The organism is Bacillus sp. 5w2, assembly GCF_054353775.1.
The window spans coordinates 517435-539822 of the sequence record NZ_JBTIWT010000002.1 but is presented as its reverse complement, the minus strand read 5'-3'; the positions used below and the strand labels follow the sequence as shown (position 1 = coordinate 539822).

Genomic DNA, 22388 nt, shown 5'->3' with positions numbered 1-22388 from the left:
GAACGATTCCATACAAAACAAAAGGGAAATACATATAAACTATGTATCTCCCTTTTATTTTGTACCCAAATTTTATTACTGCGTTACAGTCATAACCTGTCCGCTACGATCAACCATAATTTTCATTTTACCGTCTTGTGCGTTATATAACCCTAATTTATGCAAATCTTGTTTACATTCTTTTACAAAGAAAGGCAATGTGCGAATTTGATCGATATCAGAGCTCGTAATGAAATGAATTAAATGATGCGTCATTTCTTTTATATCATGAACAAGCTCTTCCTTTTCTCGCTTTAACCTTTCATTTTCAGCTCGTAATACATGTAACTCGCCTTCAAGTCCACGAGCATTCTTTTCATCTTTTGAACGCTCTGCAGCCATGCTAGAAAGCTTATAGATTCCTTCCATGAACTGATGTAGTTCATACTCTTTTCTTTCACTACACTGGCTAATTGTTTCAAAATTATCAACAATACCAGATATAACTGTTACAAGATTTTTTTCGTTCTCTGTATTTGGAACTTCATTTCTTAATTCTTGTTTGTTTTCTTTTTTCATTTCAACAATGGGTTCTTTTACAGGCGTATATTTTCGCTTTCGTCCTGGTTTTTGTTTTTCAATATTTTCAAACGGTATTTCACATTTTTTTAATTTGTAATACGTATTTTGCAATTGGCTTGCTGTTTTTGGAAAAAGATTTAGCTCTTTTTTACTGACGTATTTTGAAATATTAATAATGTTTAAACCGTGACGTTGGGAAAATTGATACACTTCATACAGTAACTCTAGCTCAGACTTCAGCCATGTAATTGTTGATTTTTCATACGCTCGCATCCCACCATTTTTTTCTATATCTATTTGAAATAATACCATTCTATTATATAAATCAACTAATTCTTCATACTCTACTCGGAATTGTTTCTCTATTTTTTTTAATTCCTCTTCTAGTTGCACATCGTTCATTTTATTATTTGACATGTTTTGTAAAAGATTTAATACATTGATTGCTGTGTGGTGATACATAATCTGTGCCACGCCCCCTCATCCTTTCACAATTCTCATCTGACTCCCATGTCTTTTTAGAAAATAGAATTTTATCATATCCATATTATAACATTTCGAAATTATCTGTCAAATATTAAACATACAAAAATGTATAGAAAGTATAGAAATAGAAAAAGTATTTTTTTATTTTAATATGTATAATTACATATCAATTACTTTTAATTATATTATATGGTATTCCATATATATTTTCACCGAAAAAGGTTGCGTTACCACAAAATATTACTAACATAATCCAAAAATACGTTTTCTTATATTTTTAAATCAAAAATCTTCAAACGAAGATTACCCATACGTACAGCCACAAATACTCCAAAAACGTTTCATTTTTCTAGCTGTACAGCGTATAGAATACTAAAAAGGGAACTAACCAGCACTACCATGGTTAGTTCCCTTTTTCGACTAAAAGAATAGAGTTGTAAACCGAGTCTTCAAATCCTCTCTCAAAGATCCGCTTCTCCTACTTAACTAAAACCACTCCATATCTCTGGTCTTAATCGCATGGGGCTCTATTAGGCACTGACCTCGCTAGATTCTCTCTTCCAGCCAATAAAAGCTTTTAAAGCACTAACTTATCAACTAAACCAATTAACTCTTGAATATCCGGCTTACTTACTTGAGCATTTGCTCCTACAGCTTCGCCTTTATGGAATAATTCATTTGTAATTAATGAAGAGAAAATAATGACCGGTAAACGATTCATTACTTCACTATCCTTAACAACTTTCGTTAAATGATGTCCATCCATTTTCGGCATTTCAATATCAGTAATTAGCAGGTGAATATGTTCAAACATTTTTTCCCCTTGCTCTTTCGCTAATTTTTCAATTTGTGCTAATGCTTCTGCACCATTGCTGAAGAAATTCATTTTCGTATATCCAGCTGATGATAATGTTTCTTCTAATATTTGGCGAAGCATCGCTGAATCTTCTGCTATATAAATAACTTTTTCAGCTCGATCTGTTTTTTGCTCTAAACCCGAAAGTGATTTATTGTCATAACCAGTACCGCTAATTTCACATACAATTTTTTCATAATCTAATAGTAAAATAATTTGCCCATCTAGTTTTACAATACCAGATGTCGTTTCTTCTAGTCCCATAGACAATGAAGCTGGTTCATCAATTTGTTCCCAAGAAATACGTTGAATACGATGCACTTCATCAACGCGGAAAATCACTTTCATTTGATTTAATTCTGAAATAATAAATTTCGTTTGATCAAGTGGCTTTGTCGATTTTAAATTAAGAGCTGTCGCTAAGTTAATAACAGGTAAAATTTCACCACGTACTTGAACAACACCTTCAACTGCATGATGAGATTCTGGCACAGTTGTAACAGGGAATGGATTAATGATTTCACGTACTTTCATTACGTTAATACTAAATAGATTTTCACCAACAGTATATGTGACAATCTCTAATTCATTTGTTCCGCTTTCTAATAAAATACTTTGTGCTTGTGACATAAAAGTGTCGCTCCCCTTCCATTAATTCCTTATATCTAATTATTAAGCTTTATTAAAACAAAAAAGTCAACTACCTATATAAAAAATATAGATAGTCGAACGATTTATTTTAAAAGGCGCTTAATCTTGTATAAACGAAGCAAGTGCCTCTAATAACACTTCTTGTGCCCCCACAATTTCTGTCGGCATTGCTTCCCACTTTTTCGAAAGCTCCGTTTCTACTCTTATTCTCAGCTCCGAATCCATTTCTTCTAGCACATATTCTTTCGTCGCTATATCAACATCAAGTAGCGCAAGCGCATATAATTCTGGATCATTTATTTTTTCAAATAATTGTTTCAATATAGCTGGTGCTATATGTTTTAATTTTTCAATATGAATTTCTTTATCTGAAAATAGTAACTCATATTGAATAAATGTAACATTTTCTTTAATCACTTTAAAATAGCAATTATTTTTTTTATCATTTACAAAATAACCGTTCGGATCTGCAATAATACTCTCTACTTTACGAATTAAATCCGGCAAACTACTCGCCGCCATTACAGTCCGCTGCTCAACCTCACTTGGCGAAATGAATGTAACGCGATACTTATTCTGCGCCATCCTCCTCACCTCTCCTTTTATAAAAATCTATCGTCACAAATAAATATATTAATCCCATCTAATACTTTAAGACCACAGGTATTATTCATACTACACTTCATCTACATCTTCTTAAACTAACCTAGTAACTCTATCTCTGGTCTTAAACAACGGTCGAGCACCCACATAAGCACTAACCGCCACCACACACCGCCAGGTCCTCTCTCAAAACCTAAAAAAGGGCTTTTAAAAGCTTTTTAAGAGCTTTTCAATAACTCGATGTTATTGAACCAAAATGCAATCTGCTGATCCGTTATACCCGATAGCGTAATAAAAAACTCACGGCACTTCATCTCGTCCTTAAACAGTTGATATTTCCATTCTCCCTCGCTACCAACACTTACGAAATAAAACTCATGAATACGGCCAATGATTGATTGCTTTTCACCAAATGAATATGGAGGCACTTGCTTAATTTCAAATTGATCCGGTAAATACACATGCTCTTCTCGTTCCATTTTTAACACTTGCTCAGCAAGTTCACGTTTATTTTCGAAAAAAGGCAATTGTAAAATTCGCTCTTGTCTTATCATACGAATAAAAAACCCTTTCTACTGCATTACAATTTTTCTTTATTATATATTATCGAATTAAGTTTACAACTTCATTTAATACTTCATCTGACACTTTAATTACTTTCGCATTTCCTTGGAATCCGCGTTGATAAAGCATTAAGTCAACAAATTCTACAGATAAATCTACGTTTGAACTTTCCTTCGCCCCACCACGTACGTTACCAGCACCATTCTCACCTGCAACTCCAATTGCTGGAATACCTGACGATGGCGTTGCAATGTAATTACCATTTCCTGATTTCATTAAACCACCTGTGTTTGGGAATGTAGCCACTGCTAATTGTCCTACAACTTTCATGCTACCATCTGAATACCTCATCATAACGAAACCACCGTCAGAAATAGAATAATCATTTGCAATTGCTGCTGGGCGTCCCGCTACATTTGTTGCTGTAAGTGTTTTTCCTGTTGGATAGTTTGTTAAACCACCTAAATTCAACTCTAGGTCTTTATTAGCAAATGGAATCTTTATAGTCCCACCTTGTGTAACCTCTCCTGTTTGTGGATTACGTTGCACATCTTCGTCTAGTTTTTCTAATTTACCAGTTTTATCAAATTTAATGTTTTTCGTTAAAGGTGTACCGTCTTCCCCATTAACAGGCTTAAATTCTTTTTCATTTTGAGAATCATTTCTCATAGAGAATGTATATGTATATTCTCCTGGAACAGGTACATCAACTGTCTTTTCACCATCTCCATCACCTTTACCATCTCCAACAGGCTCTTTTCTTGTAACCTGTTTAATATCTAAACGTAATGTGATTGAATTTCCTTCATCATCATAAATTGTAAAATCTGTTGATAGATTTGATTGATTTCTAGATAAATTTCCACCTAGTGTTGCCTTATCAGTTACACTTCCTCCTATGGCCGAACCAACAGGAAGTTTTATCGCACTTGGTTGCGATGAAAAATCTATTTCTTGTGTACCTGGTTTTACACCATACCCTAATACATATTGTCCACCTGTAGCCGTTATAAAATTGTCAGCAGATGCACCGAAAGAACCTTTTCTAGTATACTCAATATTTCCCCCGTTACGGTCCCCAACTATAAATAAACCATTTCCTTCTATTGCTGTTTCCATCTTCTCACCGGTTAAAGTAATAGAACCATCACTAAAATCTGTAGCTGTACCGCTAAATTTCAAACCATTACCAACACTCTTTGGATTCGTACCAGCATAAGAACCATCACCGCGTGAACCAACCGTATTATTATATAGTAAATCATCAAAAATAGCTTTTTGCTTCTTATATCCTGCTGTTTGCGCATTCGCAATATTATTTGAAGTAACACTTAATGCATTTTGTGTTGCACTCATTCCTGTAATACTTGTATATAACGCTTTAATCATAACTTATGTACACTCCTTATTTATTTTCTTTAACTTCTTCAGTTTCTCCAGCCGTTTCTGTATTTTCTTTTTTCTCATCTTCTGGATTTGTTTCCGTTATCGGTTTATCTGAAACTCTTTCTACAAAGCGGGTTGAGACAACTTGGTTACCAACAATAAGTTGGACATCATTATTTTCAGCAAGTCGCACTGTTTCCACTTGACCAAATACTTTTTCTCCCTTGTCGTTAACACCTTTAACATACTTTCCTAAAAACTTCATCCCTCCATCAAGAGCTGTCGAGTACATCGTTGCTTGAAGCTTATCAACGGCTTTCGTCATATTCTGTACTTGTTCCATAAGAGACAGTTGAGCCGTTTGATTCATCATTTGGTTCGTATCCATCGCATTAAATGGATCCTGCTGTTGAAAACTAGCTAAAAAAAGCTTTAAAAAATCATCTTTATTCATAATACCAGGTGTGTTTTGAGTACCCGTTGATACCCCGTTCGCTTTTTGAACTGGCGATTGTACACCACCGTTAACAGCTGCGTTCTTTGTTTGCGCTCCTGCTTGTAACGGAATATGATTTGTACTCGTTGTATTTAATCCAACTGTTGGCACGCTTTATTCCTCCAATAATCCCACAAATTCTTTTGCATGTTGTTTCTCATGTTTCGTACTTGCTAATTTTTGTTTTTGCCTTTGCTCTTGTTCTCGCTGTTCTTTACGATTTTCATCTTTATCTGAATAACTAATTTGAATATTGATTTCTTTTTCTTTTAACTTCAGTCTCAATTCATCAAAAATGATCTCAACACGTTTTTTCGCATCATGTTTTTCCATTTCTACGTGAACATCAATTTGATCTCCATGTTTTTTCATAAACACAGTTAATGTACCAAGTTTTTCTGGATTGAGCTGGAATAAAACACGTTCTTGTTTTACTACAAATTTTTGCAATGCTTCTACTTGTGCTTCCATTTTCTTCCCTAAGTCAGGTAATGTCACTTTCTCAGTCGTTCCATTTTGTTTTACTATTGGGTCACTGCCCACTGTTTTTTGAAATAATTCAGCTCCATGCATTTCTGAGTCATTCGCTATAACTGTTTCTTCATTTTGAACTAATCCTTTTGCTTGAACTTTTTCAGAGCCTTTAGCCGAATCCTTTGGTGAATTTTTTTCTAAATCTAGAGCTCTCTTTACTATCTCCTCATCATTTTCATTTTTTAAAATTTCCGCGTTTTTCGGTTCTTCTTGTTTCTTTGCAATATTACAAGTTTCTGTTTCTACAACTTTCAAAGCTTGCATCGTTTGCTCCGCTATCGCCACCTTATCTAATACCATTTGCATTGTATCTTCTAAACATATAGCATTTTTGATATTCATATTTGAAAGAAGTTCTTGTAATTGTTGTAATTCATTGGCGGGTAATTCGTTAAGTTTTATATTTCCATATTCTTTATATAACTCTTGTATTTTTTGTATGTATTGATATAACAATTCTGGCTGCACACGTAATTGCTCAATTGCAACCATTTGCTCAGATACAGCTAACAATAACTGTTCGGTTTCTTCTTTTTCCTCTTTCGTTACAGTTGGCTTTTCTTTCGTTACAGTTTCTTTTGCGAGAATATATTCTTTCTTCTCTATTTCTGGTGCTTCTTCTCGTTTCGGTTTCTCCGTTTTCGGCTGTTTCTCATTTTCCATTCTCATCGCACGATCGAATGAATAATCATCACTTTTTGACTGTACTTCTAGCCCTTTTTCGTTTTGCGGAGGTAAACTTTGTTGCACCGGTAATACAGACTGTATCACTACATTCACCTCATCCATTCATACACATTTTCAAATCAAGAAGCATTTTTTCTTCCTGCTTTTCTCGTACTTTTGCAAGCTTTTTACAATCTTCTTGATACATCTCATCAATGACACGTTCTTTTTCTTTTACTTGTTCTAAAAAGCTTTCATTTTTTCGAATAAAATCGTCTGTTTTTTTAATTTTCCGATTCCATTCTTCTATTCTTTCAGGTGAAAACGTATGTGAGGAAAGCATACCAGCCATTATACGTTGCCCAGTTTGTACGACTTTGCTACGCGATTTCACAACATATAAATCATATTCTTTTTTTTGTTCTATTTTTCTTTTTTCAGCTGTTAATTCATACACTTCTTTCAAAATCTGTTCTTTCTCTTGATTTATTTGTAATTTTATCGTGTCGTACTGCTGCTTATCCACCTACTTTTATAGCCCCTTCCTATTATAACGTTCTCTTTTTCTATTATATAGTTTTTTTCCAAAAAAATCTGTGAAATATTAAAAAACAAAAAAATAAGACCTGCAGGGCGCGAGGTCTTATACTATATGATGCATTGCTTCTATAATATCAGCAAATTGGAAACTATCAGACCGACCTTGTTTTAAAAACGTATTTATACCTTCTACTTTATTTTTACATTCAAAAATATAAGCATTTTCTGCATTCTCTTGAATCGTTCCTAATTTAAAATACAATTCATTTTCTTTATAAATAGATAAAATTTTTCTCATTTCATTTGCAAGTTGCCAATGGTTTGGCGAAACGATTTCTTCCATAATCCTACTTACTGAATCTAATACTGAAATTGCAGGATAATGGCTAAGTGTTGCAAGCTCACGTTTTAACACAATATGCCCATCTAAAATACCACGTGCTAAATCTGGTACAGGTCCGTTTAAATCATCCCCATCGACGAGTACTGTATATATACCTGTTATGGATCCCTTTTGTGTTTTCCCAGAGCGCTCTAATAGCTTCTTCATATAACTTTCCATTAAGAGTGTTTTACCACCGATCGGCAACTCTTTAACCGCAATATCAACACTTCTACGCGCGTCAGCAAAACGAGTAACAGAGTCCATCATAAGTAGTACGTTATTACCTTGGTCTCGGAAGTATTCAGCAATAGATGTTGCAAGCTTAGCTGCACGAAGTTGCATTAGGTGACTTTCATCTGACGTCGCTACAACAACGACGCTTTTCTTCATACCTTCTTCACCCAATTCTTTTCGAATAAAGTCCTTTACTTCACGGCCACGTTCTCCTACTAAACTAATAACATTTATATCAGCTTTTGCATTTTTGGCAATCATTCCGAGTAAAGTAGATTTACCGACACCAGAACCAGCAAAAATACCAATCTTTTGACCGATGCCAATTGTTAGCATAGAATCAATGGATTTAATTCCCGTTTCAAATACATCAGTAATCTCTTCACGTTCAAATGCATGAATTGGTGGAGCATCTAGCTTTATTTTTTGTAATGGAATATTCTCTGCATCCTCATTTAGTACTTCGCCATTTGCACTTAACACTTTTCCGAGTAAATGATTGCCACGAGGTATAACAACATCTTCTGCAATTAGTGTAACTGAATCTCCATAACATACCTTTTCTGTTTGTTCAAATGGAAGTAGCATATTGTTCTCTTTTTCAATGGCAATCACTTCACATAAAACATTATGTTCTCCAACGAAACAAACATCTCCAATCTTAGCCTTTGGCCCTTTCGCTACGAAAAATTGCTCTTGCACACTATGAACTTTACCGACCTTCGTATAAAACGGTGTTTCAATAAACATATTCCATTTACTATGTTCGTTCATGAGCTTGTTATTCATACATTTTGCTCCTCAAATAACTTCTCTTCTTCCCATTTCTGACGAAGTTTCGCAAATATAGGTGCAAACTTAAATTCAAAGAACTCTTTCTCTTCTTCCAGAACAAATTCACCAAACTGTAAAGAAAAATCATATTTCCATTCTACTAATTGCAGTAACCAATACTCTTTCGTATTTTCCTTCTCTTCTTGAATGCGTTCAAATGTTTCTGGGTGTACTGTAATAATCAATTTTTCAAATGAAGTAGGCAACGTTTGAACGATACCAGTTAAAATGGGTAACACATCAAGCAATCGTGAATCTACTGCTTGATTCACGATTTTTTCTGCTAGTTGAAAAGATTGATCCCATAATAATTCTGTCCATTCGTATGCAGTTTCTTGTTGCTCTTTTTGAAACTGTATATGCGACAACTCTATCTGTTTCATCTGTTCCTGAACATGCATTTGAAATTGTTCTTTATCTTGTAATAACTGCTGACGTTCTCGTTCTAACTTTTGTTGTTCTTGCCTTAGTTGATTCAGTTCAGTATGTAATGATTGTTGCTGTGCAAGAAGCTCTTCATGGTCCACCTGTATTTCTTCTTCTACTTGAACTAGTATTGGTTTTGGAAATTGTAATTCATACGTTTCTCCAGAAAAAGAAACAGAATTCTTCGGAATTCTGTTTTTAAATAAGGACATCATCTTCACCTCTTTGAACGATAATTCTTCCTTCTTTCTCTAGCTTTTTCACCGTACCTGTAATCGTTTGCTGTGCCTTTTCAGCATCCGTCATCTTAAGCGGTCCTAAGCCATCTAATTCTTCGAGAATCATCTCTTTACGGTTTGAAGACATACATGTAAATAATTTCTCTTTAATCTCTTCTTTTGCAATTTTAAGTGCTTTCGCAATAACACCGTTATCTGTAATTTCTTCTAATACACGACGAAGTGCAAGATCTTCAAGTCCGAGTAAGTCTTCAAATACAAACATGTTTTCTTTAATTTTCTCAGATAGCTCATAATCCATTTCATCCAGCTTTTGAAAGACTGTTTTTTCAACACCTCGTGAAACATTATTTAAAATGTTTACTATTGTTTTCAAGCCATCTGTTTTATTAATTGCATTAAATGCCATATTATTTAATTTTGATTTTAATAAATCACCAATTTGATTTATTAATTCACCATCTACTTGTTCTAGCTTCGCAATACCCATTACCGTTTCTACTCGCTTATGATCTGGTAATCTCTCAATTAATTGAGAGGCAAGTTGCGGTTTAATATAAGAAGCGATAATCGCAATTGTTTGTGGCGATTCATCATTAAGTACTGTAAGAAGTGGCTCTAAATCTGTAAGTGAATTTAAGAATTCAAATGGATTATCTTTGTTATACCAAAGATCTTCCAATAATTTTTCTAGTTCGTCTTCTGGCATATTTTTAAATATGCGACGAATGTATTCTTTATCTGGAGTCACTAGGTTCAATTCTTTTACATTCAATTCATACAAGAACTCCCCTAGTACATTTTCTAGCGTTTCTGGTTTATATACTCGAAACTTTGCGATTTCACGAAGTAACACTTCTTTTTCCTCAGCTGTCATATATTCAATGACTTTTGCTGCCACCCCTTCTTCTAATGTACGAATAAGGATGGCAGCTTTTTCTTTGGAGGAGATTTCATCTAACATCGTTGTTCCTCCCTTACTGTCCATTTAACCATTTTTTAATTACTTTTGCAGTTCCTTCTACATGTTCTTTCGTAGCATCATGCACTTGTTCATCTAACGTTGGTTCTTTCGGTTCTTCTGGTTCTGGTTTTGGCTCTGGTACTATTTTTTCTTCAGGAATTTCCATGATACTTTCATTACTTGCAGCAATTTCCTCTTCTGCTAAGTATTCTTCATATTCCTCTTCTTCTTTCTTTCTCTTACGTCTTGCTAATAAGAACCATACTAGACCACCAATTGCTAATAAACCAGCTGGAATTCCACCGAATAACCACCAGTTTATACCACTTTCTTCTGGCTTCTTCTCTTTTTCAACTTTCGGCTGATCAAACTGAACAGTTACAACATTAACTTGACCGTTTGTAAAGTTCCCATTTGGATCAGCTTGAAGCCCAGCTGCTGTACCGATTGCTTCTTTGAAAGTAGTCATATCCATTTTTCGTTTTACTAACGTATCATTGTCTACCCATACTACAACATTTGTTTTTGTTAATTCTGGATGTTTCTTAATTGTTTCAACTGTTTTATCTATTTCATAGTTTTCAATTTTGTTACCATTTTTATTATCATAGACGATTTTACCATTTTGATTATTGTTCGTACCGTAATTTGGTACTTCACCGTTCGCTGTGATACCAGCACCTTGTTTTGTCTCTGCTCCTTCTTGCGCAGTAGAGCTTTCTTCTTGCTCTTGTTTACTACGAAGTACACCTTTATCACCATATTTTTCTGACTGGCGTGTAACTTCATCATAGTTTACAGATACTTTCGTATTCACTTTATATTCATTCGGTTTAAACATCGTCATTAATGTTGCGTCAATATCTTGCTTTAGCTTACTTTCAATTTGATGTTGCATCTCTACTTCTTTTTCATAAGAAGAGGAACTAGTAGAATGCGCTTCATCTGCTCCTTTTGAGATAATACCTTTTTTGCTATCAATCACACTTACTTCTTCTGCTTTTACACCTGGAACTGCAGCACTAATCATTTGCTGTATACCTGCAACCTGATCTGCCGTTAATAATTGGCCACGTTTTATACCAACAGTAATCGCCGCTGTTCCTTTTGCTTTTTCTTCATCAAAAATTGTTTCTTTTTCAGGCAAGGTAATTTGAACATTCGCCGTTTCAACTGTCGCAAAGTTCCTTACGATATCTTGCTCCAATTGCTTTTTCGTACCAACAATTTGCTTCATTTTTTTATCTTGCTCACTTGAACCGAGCGAGCTTTCTAATAAAATTTCCTCACCGCTTTTAGAATTAAACGGTAAGCCCATTCCATTCATTTCTTTTCGAACCCATGGAGCATCATTTTTTTGCACACGAATCGAACCATCGGCCGCTAATTGATAATCGACACCTAACTTCGATAATTCTGCTGTAATCTCTTGCTTATCTGTATCATTTAAATTTTGATATACAACAACATATTTATCTGGCAAGGTGAAGTATAAAAGTGCTCCTGTTACAATCGCTAAAAGCGCAGCACCGATTACTAACTTATGCCACGTTTTTAATGATTGGATAACATTTTTTATCTTTTCCATTTAAACACACCCGTCCACTTTCCTAAATTTGCATATTAATTAGTGACTTATAATTTTCGATAAGATTATCACGTACGAGAGCAGCCGTTTTCATTTGAGACTCAGCTTTCTTTTGCTGAATTAAAACGTCATGTGTTTCTCCTACACCTTTTGTTAGTAAATCGTATACCGCTGTTTGTGCATTGTTTTGTGTTTGATTCATATCTTCCAATAAATCAATAAACTTTTTCCCTTCAACTACAGATGTTTGCGCGTTTTTCGGTGCACCAATTGACTGAATTGCTCCAAATGGTTGCGTATTTAACATTGGTTGTATCTTCATATCCATATATTCCCCCTTTATCCTCGACCGATTTCTAAATCTTTATCAAGCATTTTTTTATTCGCATTTAATACACTTGTATTCGCTTCATACATTTTTTGAGCAACCATTACATTCGTCATTTCAGCAGTCACATCAACATTTGGATAACGTACATATCCTTCTTCATTTGCATGCGGATGCGTTGGGTCATACACTAAGTTTTCAGTTTTGTCTGCTTCAATACTTTTGATTTTCACTCCGTTAGTAGGAGCCCCGTCTAACATACTCGCAAAACTATTGTTTGATTCTAGCACTACGCTACGACGCTCATATAAATCTGCCCCCGGAGCAGCCGTTGTATTCGCATTTACAATATTGTTAGAAGTAACTTCCATCCATTTTCTCGCTGTCGTTAATCCTGAGCCACTTGCATTAATTGCCTGAAACATCGTTGTCTCTCCTTCTACTTTTAACGTCCACGTGCCGCTTGGTTAATTGCATATTGTGTATTAATCGCGTTAATTGAAATACCGTATAACTGATTTGCTTTCATTAAATCTAGCATTTCTGTCGTTACATCCACACTATTTCCATCTTTATTCGTTTGCATTGACTTCGTTTGAATCTTTGCATATGTATTTTTCGTAATCACTGTCGGTAAGTGCATTTCATTCGTTTGATATAACTCTGGATTGCTCCTTAAGTCTGCAACATTGTTCTTATATAATGCACTACTTTTATTCATCTGCTCAGCAAATGCTACATCTTGTGCTTTATAACCAGGTGTATTCGCATTTGCAATATTACTAGAAACCGTATTTCGTTTCGTCACTAAGTAATTCATATAATGACCTACATCACTCACTAAATCCGGCATATTCCACACCCTTTCTTTTCTAACTTAATGATCCACTGATGGAAGTTTCACTTCATTATTTATTTTCTTATATGTGTTTATTAAAATATTAACAATCATGTACCCTTACATATTTTATTCCATTTTTTCATTGTTGTCTTTAGAAAAATACAAAAATATAAAAAAGAATACAAAAAAACTGTATACACGCAATAATCTATGAAACATTTCAATATATGATCTACAAACTAAAGTCTATTTTCATATTATTTAGATTACTTTTTTTCATTACAGTCATAAAATGAAACCTCAATCAGCGGAAGTCTTTATTTAAACAAAGGAATGGATCCCCTTTAAAGAGGGGATTCCGTTTCTAAACTCTATCACTAAAATTTACCGTAAAATGAATTAGCTTTCATGCGCCCATCATTTGTCATAATCATTTCTTCCAAAATCTTTTGCTTATCTCGAATATGCTGTGCCGCCTTAATAATGAATGGGCTTACTTCTGCTGCAACTTGTGCGCGCGTTTCTTCATCCAATGTCATCATCCAACGATTTAACATCTCACTCTTCTCAGCAAACTCTCCATCTGACACTTGCAATTCACCGATTTCATTAAAACAGCCGACAAACGTCCGATAAATATCATTGTTCATTTTCAAGTGCTCCGCGGTAACCGTCTATTAAATCTTGTAACACTTTCACAATCGCATCCATATCTTTTGCTTCACGCGTTACTTTCATTGTTTGAATTTGAATGCTAATCCAATCGTATAAGCCATATAAACTATCATATAAATCTTTCGTAATTTCAGGATTTAATTGAAGCTTCAATTCTTCAAAAATACGTTCTAACTTTTCAAGAAGTGCATCTCCTTCTTGTAGTTTAAAAGTATGTAAAAGTTCTTCTAAATTACGAAACTCTACAATGCATCTTTCATAAATAAAGATTGTATTTTTAATCGGATTACTCGTCATAATATCATTTTGCATATAACGTTGCCATGCTTGCATACGATCACTTCCTTACCTTTCATTAATCATCACTTTTTTGTTTTGTCATTGCTTTAATTGTTTTTAGTTGGCTATCAAGCTCCGCTAATGTACTCTCTAGCTTTTGATACTTCTTCACAATTTCATCTTGTTTTTGCAAGTTTTGCGTCTCAATATCTTTAATCTTTTTATCTAAATCACTTACACGTGAATCAATGTTTTTTACTCGTTCTCCAACTACACCTTTATCACCAAATAACTTATCAAGTGGTTCTTCCATCATTTTTCCTAAACCGTTAGAACTAAAGAAAAATTGCTTCGCTGCATCCGGTTTTTCTTTTAACGCTTTCGTTAATGCTTCATCATTAACTTCCATCGTTCCATCTTGCTTTAATTGAATACCAAATGTGAATAAATAATTACCCTCTTGTGAAAATGTTACAACATTGTTCATCGCTTGACGCACACTTTGCATAACGGCTTGCCCTTGGAAAGCTCCACCTTTACCAGCAAAGATATCTACGGTAGAAACAGCTTTATTATAATCTGCAACCATCTTTTTAATAATATTTGATGCGTCTGTTACGTTTGAGTCACTTACTGTGAATTTTAGATCTATGCCTTTTGCTTTTACATCCTTTGCCTTTGGGTCTACATCTGTTGTTTCTTCTGGCTTTTCTTCTACCTTTTGCTCTGTTACTTTTAATAATTCAATTTTCACACCAGGCAGTGCTTCAATTGTATTGGTAGAACTTTTACCTTCGATACCATTAATAGTATATATAGCATTTTGTGCTTTATTGATTAGATTGATTGCTGTACCATCCAGCTTAGCTAAACCCATATCTTGAAACAACGTAGATGTGTTCCCCTCAAAGTTAATTTCTCCCTCTGTTCCTTCTTTTTTCGAGGACATAAAAATTTTAGTTCCAAGTGTATAAGCCGATACACCATAATCTCCGTCATTAATTTTGTTAATTAAATCTTTATATGTCATATCAGTTGTTACTTTTAGGTCTTTACCACCTAGTTTTAACGTTTCATTTCTTGGAAGCTTCTCGTTTATATCTTTAATATCATTAGAAGCTATTTGTTGACGCTGTGCAAGCTGTGTAATTGTCATATTAAAAGTTCCTGCAATCGCACCACCATCAGCTTTTACATTTATATAACCATCTTGCGTTGTCGTTACTTTTTTCTCGTTCCCTTTAAAAGCCGCTAAATTTTTAAAAGTTTGTGTGAAAGAGCTAAATTCTGATTTTAAACTTGTATATAATAGTTTATCTTGTGAAAGTTGATTCTTTTCATTTGTATACGGTGTTTTTCTCATATCTAACGCATTCATTTCTAATTCAACGAAGTTAGAAGTATCGATCATATTATTTCCGAGGTTCCAAATCTGTTGTCTACCACCAATACCTGTTAACGTTCCTGCCATGTTGTCTCACTCCTTATTTGTTTACATATAATCTAAAATGCTTGTTTTACTCATCGTACTAACTGCTTTAAGCGTTGCTTCGTATGTTGCGTTTATATAAGCTAAATCAGAAATGGCTACCGCTAAATCAACATCTTCAATTTCTTTACGGTTTTCTTGAAGTGCTAAGTTTTGCTCGCTTAAAATTGTTTTAAACGTCTCCATTGTGTTCATTGTCGAACCGACTTCAGTTGTACGATTAATGATGCCATCTAAGTTTTTCTTATTTTCTCCTAATAACGGTTGTAACGCTTTTTGATCACCTTTTTGCATCGCCTCACTCATCTGTTTTAACGTTTTTATAACAGGGGATAATAACGCTTCGCCGTTACGGAATGCTTTTAATTCATAACCGTCATTGAGTTGCCAGTTCACATCATTTTGTCCACCTCGATACGTACCATCTTCTGTAAATGGTGGCTTTTCTGCACTATCACCACCGAAAATATAACGACCTTGCTCTTTCGTATTCGCTAAATATACAACTTGTTTTAAAATTTGGTCAATCTCTGCACCGATAGCCTTCAATTCTTTTTCACCATTTGGCTCATTTAATGCCTGCACCGTTAATTGATCTGCTCTCGTTAAAGATTTAAAAATGCCTTGTAAAGTATTTTCAGTTTGTGTTAACACATTTTTCGAATCCGCTATATCTTTTTGCATTTGTTCAATATTCGCCAAAGAATGTTGAATCGCAAATGATTTACTTGCCGCAAGTGGATCTTCACTCATAAGAAGGTTTTTCTTCCCTGAAGTTACTTGATTTCGGTGGTATTGCTGTTGCACATTTAAATCCATTAACTGATTCTTTGCCCAACTTGCATTTTGAAATGTAGATACTCTCATTTCTATCTCCTCCTTATATATTTCCAGTCAATTACTATCACCTATCGAATAATTGAAAACAGGCTATCAAACACTTCATTCATCGTCGTCATAGCTTTAGAGTTTGCGACGAAGTATTTTTGAAAAGCCATTAAATTAACCATTTCCTCTTCCATATTCACACCTTCGATGCTCATCTTTTCTTGCTGAATTCCCTCTAATAAATCCCCATGAATTTTTTGATAAGCATTTACTGCACTTTTATCAGATGCAAGACCAACTACGAATTGGTCTAATGCTTGTTTATATGAAAGACCTACTTTATAATCTCCGTCTGTAATTGCTGCTAGTTTATTCGCTGTTTCAGCTGATATTTTCATTTTCGAAATATCTTTTGCAAATTCAGGGTTTAATTTCATATCTTTCGCTTGATCACCAACGAAGAACTCTTTCCCCATTACTGTGTTCACTTCATTCTTTACAGAACTCATTAATTCTTCAAGGTTTTTCTTATAACTAGCAATCTTTGCTTTCGTATCGATTGCTGATTGGATTGCTCCACTAGCTAAGGGAATTTCCGAACCATAAATCTCAACTGACATTGGTTCTTTTTCTTTATTTAATTGAAGTGGGTATGCATCTTGCCCATTTACCGTTAAAGCACCATTCATTCTAACACTCGCCATATTAGGATTCATAGATTCATAAGATACTTCTATATTTGCATACTTAGACATCTCTGTAATGATACGATCACGTTCATCTAAAAGTTGATTCGGTACTTGTGTACCTGCTTCTCCAATTTTTTTATTCGCCTCCGCTAAATTAGCAGCAAGACGATTAAATTCATTAACATGTGCTTCAATATCTTCTGTCGTCTGCAATTCCACTGAATCTAAATTTTTCGCAAGACGATTTACTTGACTTGTAAATTTTCCAGTTTCAGAAATTAATGTATCATAGTAGTTTGGTTGTTCTGGATTTTTTGCCACTTCACGAAAAGCATTAAAGAAGCCATCCATTAAACTAGATAATGAATTCTTTCCTGTCGTTCCAGCCATAGACTCTACACGTGATAAAGTCGAATTCATGTAGTTATAGTACGAGAGTTGAGATAATTGATCGTTAAACTGTTTCGTCTTTACTTCATCAGTAATACGGTCAACGCCTAGCGTTTGTACACCGTAACCTATTTTTTGTTCCGGTGAATAGCCATGACTTGCTCCAGCCGATCCGTAATTCGCCATTTGACGCACATAACCAGGCGTATGAATGTTAGATAAATTTTGTTTCGTCGTTTGTAATCCCATTTGTGCCGCTAACAAACCCGATAACGGCGTATTATAATCAGATAGTCTCATAATGTTTCACTTCCCCTTTACAATAGTTCGTTCATAAAGATTTGTGAATTATTGTTTCGCTCTAAATTATATTCAGAAACGGAATCCACAATACTTTCTGTAGTTTTTAATAGTACGTTTAAGTAATATTGATTTTTCAAAAGAATCATTTTTACATTCTCTTCTAATTCCGTTAGGTTTTTTTGTAATTTTTCCATTTTTTCAATTTCTTCATGAGAAAAATACGAAAATAACGCACTTACGCGAAATGATTCCACTCCCTGTTCTTTACAAAACTGAACAACCATTTCTTCAAATGAACTTGATAACTTTTTTAAACCATCAATGTACTGCAATTGCTCTACTTGCAATTTTTGAACTGCATTTACATTTTTATGTTTCAAATTCTCATATATTTGTTCTCCGAGCGTTTGAATGTTTTCATATGCTTTTTGAATAATAACGAGCTTTTCATATAATTGTATATACATATAGCTTCCTTCCCTTTTACAAGACTAAATTTACAATTAAACCGTGAATTTCTCCAATCTGATTTAACATTTCTAAATGTCCCGTTTTCGTATTAATTAAATTCATAACATCTTCTAACTCATTTAATCCCATTTCCGCCTGTTTCACAATCGTCATTTTCTGTGAATATCCGTAACGGGGATGACGAGACATGACATCTTTATATTGCAATACATTATCTACGTAAAAATTCAAAAATGATTTTACTGTATTTTTGTATTCCATTACATTATCAAGCGTTAATTCCATTTCAATTTTCTCTTTGATTTCTCCAATGTTATCGACAAATGCTTCCATTTGTTCTAACAATTTATCTTTTTTCGGATCTGCATGCAAATTATCCGAAAATGCAAGTCCTGTCCTGACATTTGCTTCTTTCGGCATTTGAGTAGCAGGCGGTATATGCGATAAAATTGGATTATGCGAGATCGAACGCAGCATATATATCACCTATTTATTTTTTTATTTCTTCCTAAACTTAATCGTAAAATCCAGTTATTTATAATTATACTCTGAACACTAATATTTTGCAGTTATTTTTTATAAAAGATATGTTACAATTTAGCATGAGGTGGCACAAATCTATGAATATTTTTCTTTGTGGTTCAAATCAATTAACAGCATTAGATCAGGAAGAAATAAAAAAATTTTTAACTGACTATGCTCACAAACATAAAATTTACATATTATGTTATAAATCTATCGAAAATGAGATTCTTCGTTTTTTCATCGAAAACGAAAGACTCGCTCAAAATTTATGCCTTTACACGCTACAGCCGTTACAAACATTAACAGATGAATTTCAAGAGGTCGTTGATTACTTAAAAAAACACGGAGCCGAGTATGTCGCTTTTGATCATCCTTCCGACTCCATTTACCGATCAGATTATATGTTTTTTGTAAAACAAATAATTGAAGATACCGATTTAGTTCTCTGTTTTTATAATGGGGACAAGCATACATCTGTCATTCCCGTTGATGTTGCAAAAGATGCAGGAATTGATGCTGTTATTTATGATTTACCTGGTTTACATGAAAAACAGATGAAAAAAAACTTTGAACAAAAAATCCGTATGATGTAAAGGGGGAGGCACAATATCGTTATTGTGCCTATTATAATATGATAATTGAACAAGATTATGATCATTTTATCGCGAGTTTTAAACAACAATTCAATATGGATATTGCTTCATATAAACAAGATAGAATGCGTCGTAGAATCGATGCTTTTATTTCGAGAAAGGGCTTTGAGAACTACACTAATTTTTTAAGCAAATTACGTACCGATCAAACTTTATTTTTAAGTTTTATCGACTATATTACAATTAACGTTTCAGAGTTTTTCAGAAATAAAGAACGTTGGCAAACGTTAGAAACGAAAGCACTACCAAAATTACTTGAACAAAATAACGGGAAATTAAAAGTATGGAGTGCCGCTTGCGCTGCTGGTGAAGAACCATATACACTCTCTTTAATTTTATCGAAGCATCTAGCTCCATTTCGCTTTGAAATACAAGCAACAGACCTTGATTTTCACATTTTAGAAACCGCAAAACGCGGTCAATATACAGAACGTTCTTTAAAAGAATTACCTATCGATTTGAAAGAGCGTCATTTCACAAAAGAGAATGATATATATTCATTACATCAAAATATTAAACAAAACGTGACGTTCAAGCAACACGACCTGTTAATGCAGTCGTTCGATACAAATTACGATTTAATCATTTGTCGCAACGTAATGATATACTTTACTGAAGAAGCGAGGGTAAAACTTTATGAAAAGTTTAGTCGTGCTTTACGAAAAGGCGGCGTACTATTTGTTGGTAGTACTGAACAAATTTTAACACCTGAACGTTATAATCTTCAGAGATTTGATACATTCTTCTACGAAAAAATATAAAAGAGGTCGTCACAATGTAAAGTGACGACCTTTTTATATAACTCGAATTAAAATAATAGCAACAATCCATACAAAGAGAAAAAGAAATGTCATAGACCATTTATGTTCTTGCATCGTTTGTTTCAGGGCCTGTGATAATTGTGTCATATTCATTTCTGCGAGCGCTCTCCATACACTTACATCACGCTCTTTAGCAGTGCGATCTGTAACGCTAATTAAAATAGTTTCGTTAGACAATTTCGTTATGTAAGCAGTAATAACCGTTACCATTAAATTCATATTTCCTTCTGAAGAATCACTTTCCACTCTAGAAATGAGTGCACTTACATCTAATAACGGAATATGTACCTTTCTACCAAATGATAGTTGTACTTCTGCGAAATCATACGTTCCATCTAACAAAGGAAGCTCTTTTATATGCGCCTGTTTAACAAGCCCTTGTAAACTTCTCATTACTTGTTCAAATACTTTTTCTGTTTGCTTTCCTTCTCCAGATAACGTATGTAACTTTTTAAAGAGTTGTAATACTGTATCCATCTCTTTAGAAAGCATTTCCTTCATAACCTTTCCATCACCTAAACTTGCAAGTAAAATCCCTATTTCATTATTTTTCGAAATAATCTTAGACTGTCCAGTAAACACTAGATTGCTATGCTTTCGTTCTTTCTGGATTTCATGTTCCGAAATAGCTGCAGGCTGTTTTAATGGTTGTAGCGTCTTATCTTCAATTGTCGTACGTTTAATTTCCATTTAAGCGCCTCCACTACTATGAAATACTTAGCCCCATTCTTTATTACTCTTTAAAACTAAAAATAGTACGAATAAACCTGACATGATAGCAAATACATTAGAAGCTTGTATTCCCTGTTCACTTTTTGCTTCTTTCTTCTCTTCTGGCTCTTCTTCTTTTTCTTTCTTTTTAGAAACAACTTGATTGTTATTTTTATTATTTTGAGCCTTCGCTTTATTTACTTCCTTGTTGTCTGTGAGAGGCTCTTTTATAACATAAGTAATTTTTTCTTTCTCTATCAATGGTTCTTTTATAAGATCATTTACTTTCTCTTCTTTTTTCAGAATTTGAACAACTGGCGGTTTTTCTTCCAAAAGCGGGATTTCTACTTTCGAGTCTTCCTGCTTCTCAGTTTCTTTCTTATCTTCTAATTTATCTTCATTCTCTCGTTCTTCTACCTTTTTATCATCTTCTGTTTTTTGCTCCAAAACAGAAACGATATACTCACTTTCCTCAATTAGTTTATTGCCGGCCGCATCCACTATCTCTACAAGTAATTCGTATAAGCCAATTGGCAACGCATCCGTTATTTCAAATACTTTTTGCCAATCCATATCACGCTTATTGTAATCTAATAAAAATGTAGTCTCTTTATTTTCTTTCCCCTTTAATGTCACGCGGACCTCTTTCACAACCGATTCTTTGTCTGCTGCCTTCACTCGCACACGTATAGAATCGCCTTGTTTCCGTTCAATTAAGTTCTCTGTTGCTTCATCAATAGTAACCTTCTGCAACCTCGGTAACTCTTTATCTATAGTTGGCGTTTCATTATTTATATGGATGAGCGGGACTTTCACTTCATTTTCAGTGAGTTCTTCTTTCTCATTTTCTTTATAGCTTTGAATGAGCTGCAGATTCCAATCACCTTGCAAATCAAAAGTTTCGACCTTGTAGTTAGCAATCCATCGCTTTGTTTCCTCTTCATACTTAAACGATAGCATTCTTTCTTGTTCATACTGATCGCCGTTTTTTGTCAAGCGCAAAATACCGTTTATACTTTGGACATTTTGCTCTTTCGGCTCTACAATAACCCGCACTTCTTCGCCAACTTTTAATTCCGGCTTATTTACTGTAATAACCCCTTGATCCGTCTCTATCTTTTTTTCGACCTCTTGTTCATTTGCTACTTCTTGTTGTTCCTCTTTATCCTGATTCACTTCCACTTGCTCTGGCCGCTCTTGCACTTCTTTGTTTTCTTCTTGCATATTCACTTCATTTATTTTTTGAGCTGGCTCAATTTGTTCTTCCGCCTGACTTTGCAGAGGGACGAACAGACACATATGTATGAATAACCAGCTCATTAGAAAAAACTTTACGTTTTTCATCTACTAACTCAAACTCCTATTTCAACGA

Annotated in this window: 26 protein-coding genes; 2 read left to right on the top strand and 24 right to left on the bottom strand. The window is 34.2% G+C overall.

Going from position 1 to position 22388, the window contains the following annotated elements; all coding sequences use genetic code 11:
* Positions 1–75: 75 nt before the first annotated feature.
* The 22 genes from ACXY7N_RS07105 to ACXY7N_RS07000 form a co-directional block, all read right to left on the bottom strand.
* Entirely contained in the window at positions 76–1023 is a 948-nt protein-coding gene (locus ACXY7N_RS07105; protein ID WP_097815381.1) for a DNA-binding domain-containing protein, read from the bottom strand.
* Between the two features lie 601 nt (positions 1024–1624).
* Positions 1625–2533: a chemotaxis protein gene (locus ACXY7N_RS07100; RefSeq protein WP_016088523.1), complete on the bottom strand. Its 909-nt coding sequence runs from the start codon at positions 2531–2533 to the stop codon at positions 1625–1627.
* 120 nt (positions 2534–2653) lie between these two features.
* Positions 2654–3139: a LysR family transcriptional regulator gene (locus ACXY7N_RS07095; protein ID WP_098653804.1), complete on the bottom strand. Its 486-nt coding sequence runs from the start codon at positions 3137–3139 to the stop codon at positions 2654–2656.
* A 236-nt stretch (positions 3140–3375) separates the two neighbouring features.
* A complete protein-coding gene (locus tag ACXY7N_RS07090; RefSeq protein WP_016088524.1) occupies positions 3376–3711 on the bottom strand; it encodes a DUF3964 family protein in 336 nt (111 codons plus the stop codon).
* 49 nt (positions 3712–3760) lie between these two features.
* Positions 3761–5110 (bottom strand): flagellar hook protein FlgE, encoded by a 1350-nt coding sequence (gene flgE, locus ACXY7N_RS07085; RefSeq protein WP_016088525.1) that lies wholly within the window; start codon positions 5108–5110, stop codon positions 3761–3763.
* A gap of 16 nt (positions 5111–5126) precedes the next feature.
* Positions 5127–5714, bottom strand: a complete 588-nt coding sequence (locus ACXY7N_RS07080) for a flagellar hook assembly protein FlgD (RefSeq protein WP_001143476.1) — start codon at positions 5712–5714, stop codon at positions 5127–5129.
* 3 nt (positions 5715–5717) lie between these two features.
* On the bottom strand, positions 5718–6926 hold the full coding sequence (locus tag ACXY7N_RS07075) for a flagellar hook-length control protein FliK (RefSeq protein ID WP_488592345.1): 1209 nt from the start codon (positions 6924–6926) through the stop codon (positions 5718–5720).
* Positions 6919–7329, bottom strand: coding sequence for a hypothetical protein (locus ACXY7N_RS07070; RefSeq protein WP_016088527.1), 411 nt, complete (start codon positions 7327–7329; stop codon positions 6919–6921). Before ACXY7N_RS07070 ends, ACXY7N_RS07075 begins: the two co-directional genes overlap by 8 nt.
* A gap of 117 nt (positions 7330–7446) precedes the next feature.
* A complete protein-coding gene (fliI, locus tag ACXY7N_RS07065) occupies positions 7447–8751 on the bottom strand; it encodes a flagellar protein export ATPase FliI (protein WP_016134067.1) in 1305 nt (434 codons plus the stop codon).
* Positions 8748–9434, bottom strand: a complete 687-nt coding sequence (locus tag ACXY7N_RS07060) for a FliH/SctL family protein (RefSeq protein WP_033659656.1) — start codon at positions 9432–9434, stop codon at positions 8748–8750. The genes fliI and ACXY7N_RS07060 overlap by 4 nt, the downstream gene beginning before the upstream one ends.
* Positions 9421–10425: a flagellar motor switch protein FliG gene (locus ACXY7N_RS07055; RefSeq protein ID WP_000883361.1), complete on the bottom strand. Its 1005-nt coding sequence runs from the start codon at positions 10423–10425 to the stop codon at positions 9421–9423. Before ACXY7N_RS07055 ends, ACXY7N_RS07060 begins: the two co-directional genes overlap by 14 nt.
* A gap of 13 nt (positions 10426–10438) precedes the next feature.
* The gene (locus ACXY7N_RS07050) at positions 10439–12013 is read right to left on the bottom strand and encodes a flagellar M-ring protein FliF C-terminal domain-containing protein (protein WP_098405109.1); all 1575 of its coding nucleotides are present in this window, start codon (positions 12011–12013) and stop codon (positions 10439–10441) included.
* Between the two features lie 22 nt (positions 12014–12035).
* Positions 12036–12335, bottom strand: coding sequence for a flagellar hook-basal body complex protein FliE (gene fliE, locus ACXY7N_RS07045; protein WP_033659818.1), 300 nt, complete (start codon positions 12333–12335; stop codon positions 12036–12038).
* A gap of 17 nt (positions 12336–12352) precedes the next feature.
* Entirely contained in the window at positions 12353–12766 is a 414-nt protein-coding gene (flgC, locus tag ACXY7N_RS07040; protein ID WP_000484682.1) for a flagellar basal body rod protein FlgC, read from the bottom strand.
* A 20-nt stretch (positions 12767–12786) separates the two neighbouring features.
* Positions 12787–13194 (bottom strand): flagellar basal body rod protein FlgB, encoded by a 408-nt coding sequence (flgB, locus tag ACXY7N_RS07035; protein WP_016088532.1) that lies wholly within the window; start codon positions 13192–13194, stop codon positions 12787–12789.
* A gap of 365 nt (positions 13195–13559) precedes the next feature.
* Positions 13560–13832, bottom strand: a complete 273-nt coding sequence (locus ACXY7N_RS07030; RefSeq protein ID WP_001058080.1) for a hypothetical protein — start codon at positions 13830–13832, stop codon at positions 13560–13562.
* The gene (locus tag ACXY7N_RS07025) at positions 13822–14190 is read right to left on the bottom strand and encodes a flagellar export chaperone FliS (RefSeq protein ID WP_001149518.1); all 369 of its coding nucleotides are present in this window, start codon (positions 14188–14190) and stop codon (positions 13822–13824) included. Before ACXY7N_RS07025 ends, ACXY7N_RS07030 begins: the two co-directional genes overlap by 11 nt.
* A gap of 22 nt (positions 14191–14212) precedes the next feature.
* Positions 14213–15607, bottom strand: coding sequence for a flagellar hook-associated protein 2 (locus ACXY7N_RS07020; RefSeq protein ID WP_016088534.1), 1395 nt, complete (start codon positions 15605–15607; stop codon positions 14213–14215).
* Between the two features lie 21 nt (positions 15608–15628).
* Positions 15629–16492: a flagellar hook-associated protein 3 gene (locus tag ACXY7N_RS07015; RefSeq protein WP_488592344.1), complete on the bottom strand. Its 864-nt coding sequence runs from the start codon at positions 16490–16492 to the stop codon at positions 15629–15631.
* 41 nt (positions 16493–16533) lie between these two features.
* Positions 16534–17832: a flagellar hook-associated protein FlgK gene (flgK, locus tag ACXY7N_RS07010; RefSeq protein ID WP_016088536.1), complete on the bottom strand. Its 1299-nt coding sequence runs from the start codon at positions 17830–17832 to the stop codon at positions 16534–16536.
* A 17-nt stretch (positions 17833–17849) separates the two neighbouring features.
* The gene (locus tag ACXY7N_RS07005) at positions 17850–18302 is read right to left on the bottom strand and encodes a hypothetical protein (protein ID WP_016088537.1); all 453 of its coding nucleotides are present in this window, start codon (positions 18300–18302) and stop codon (positions 17850–17852) included.
* Positions 18303–18318: 16 nt separating this feature from the next.
* Complete coding sequence (locus tag ACXY7N_RS07000) at positions 18319–18783, bottom strand: YaaR family protein (protein ID WP_000946323.1); 465 nt, start codon at positions 18781–18783, stop codon at positions 18319–18321.
* A 143-nt stretch (positions 18784–18926) separates the two neighbouring features.
* On the opposite strand from ACXY7N_RS07000, the gene ACXY7N_RS06995 reads away from it, so the two are divergent.
* Positions 18927–19424: a hypothetical protein gene (locus ACXY7N_RS06995; protein WP_016134064.1), complete on the top strand. Its 498-nt coding sequence runs from the start codon at positions 18927–18929 to the stop codon at positions 19422–19424.
* Between the two features lie 38 nt (positions 19425–19462).
* Positions 19463–20245 carry a protein-glutamate O-methyltransferase CheR gene (gene cheR, locus ACXY7N_RS06990; RefSeq protein WP_016134063.1) on the top strand — a complete coding sequence of 261 codons (783 nt, stop codon included), beginning with the start codon at positions 19463–19465 and terminating at the stop codon, positions 20243–20245.
* 33 nt (positions 20246–20278) lie between these two features.
* On the opposite strand, the gene ACXY7N_RS06985 is transcribed toward cheR, so the two are convergent.
* Complete coding sequence (locus ACXY7N_RS06985) at positions 20279–20995, bottom strand: hypothetical protein (RefSeq protein WP_016134062.1); 717 nt, start codon at positions 20993–20995, stop codon at positions 20279–20281.
* 27 nt (positions 20996–21022) lie between these two features.
* A complete protein-coding gene (locus tag ACXY7N_RS06980; RefSeq protein WP_488592343.1) occupies positions 21023–22360 on the bottom strand; it encodes a transglycosylase in 1338 nt (445 codons plus the stop codon).
* Positions 22361–22388: the final 28 nt, after the last annotated feature.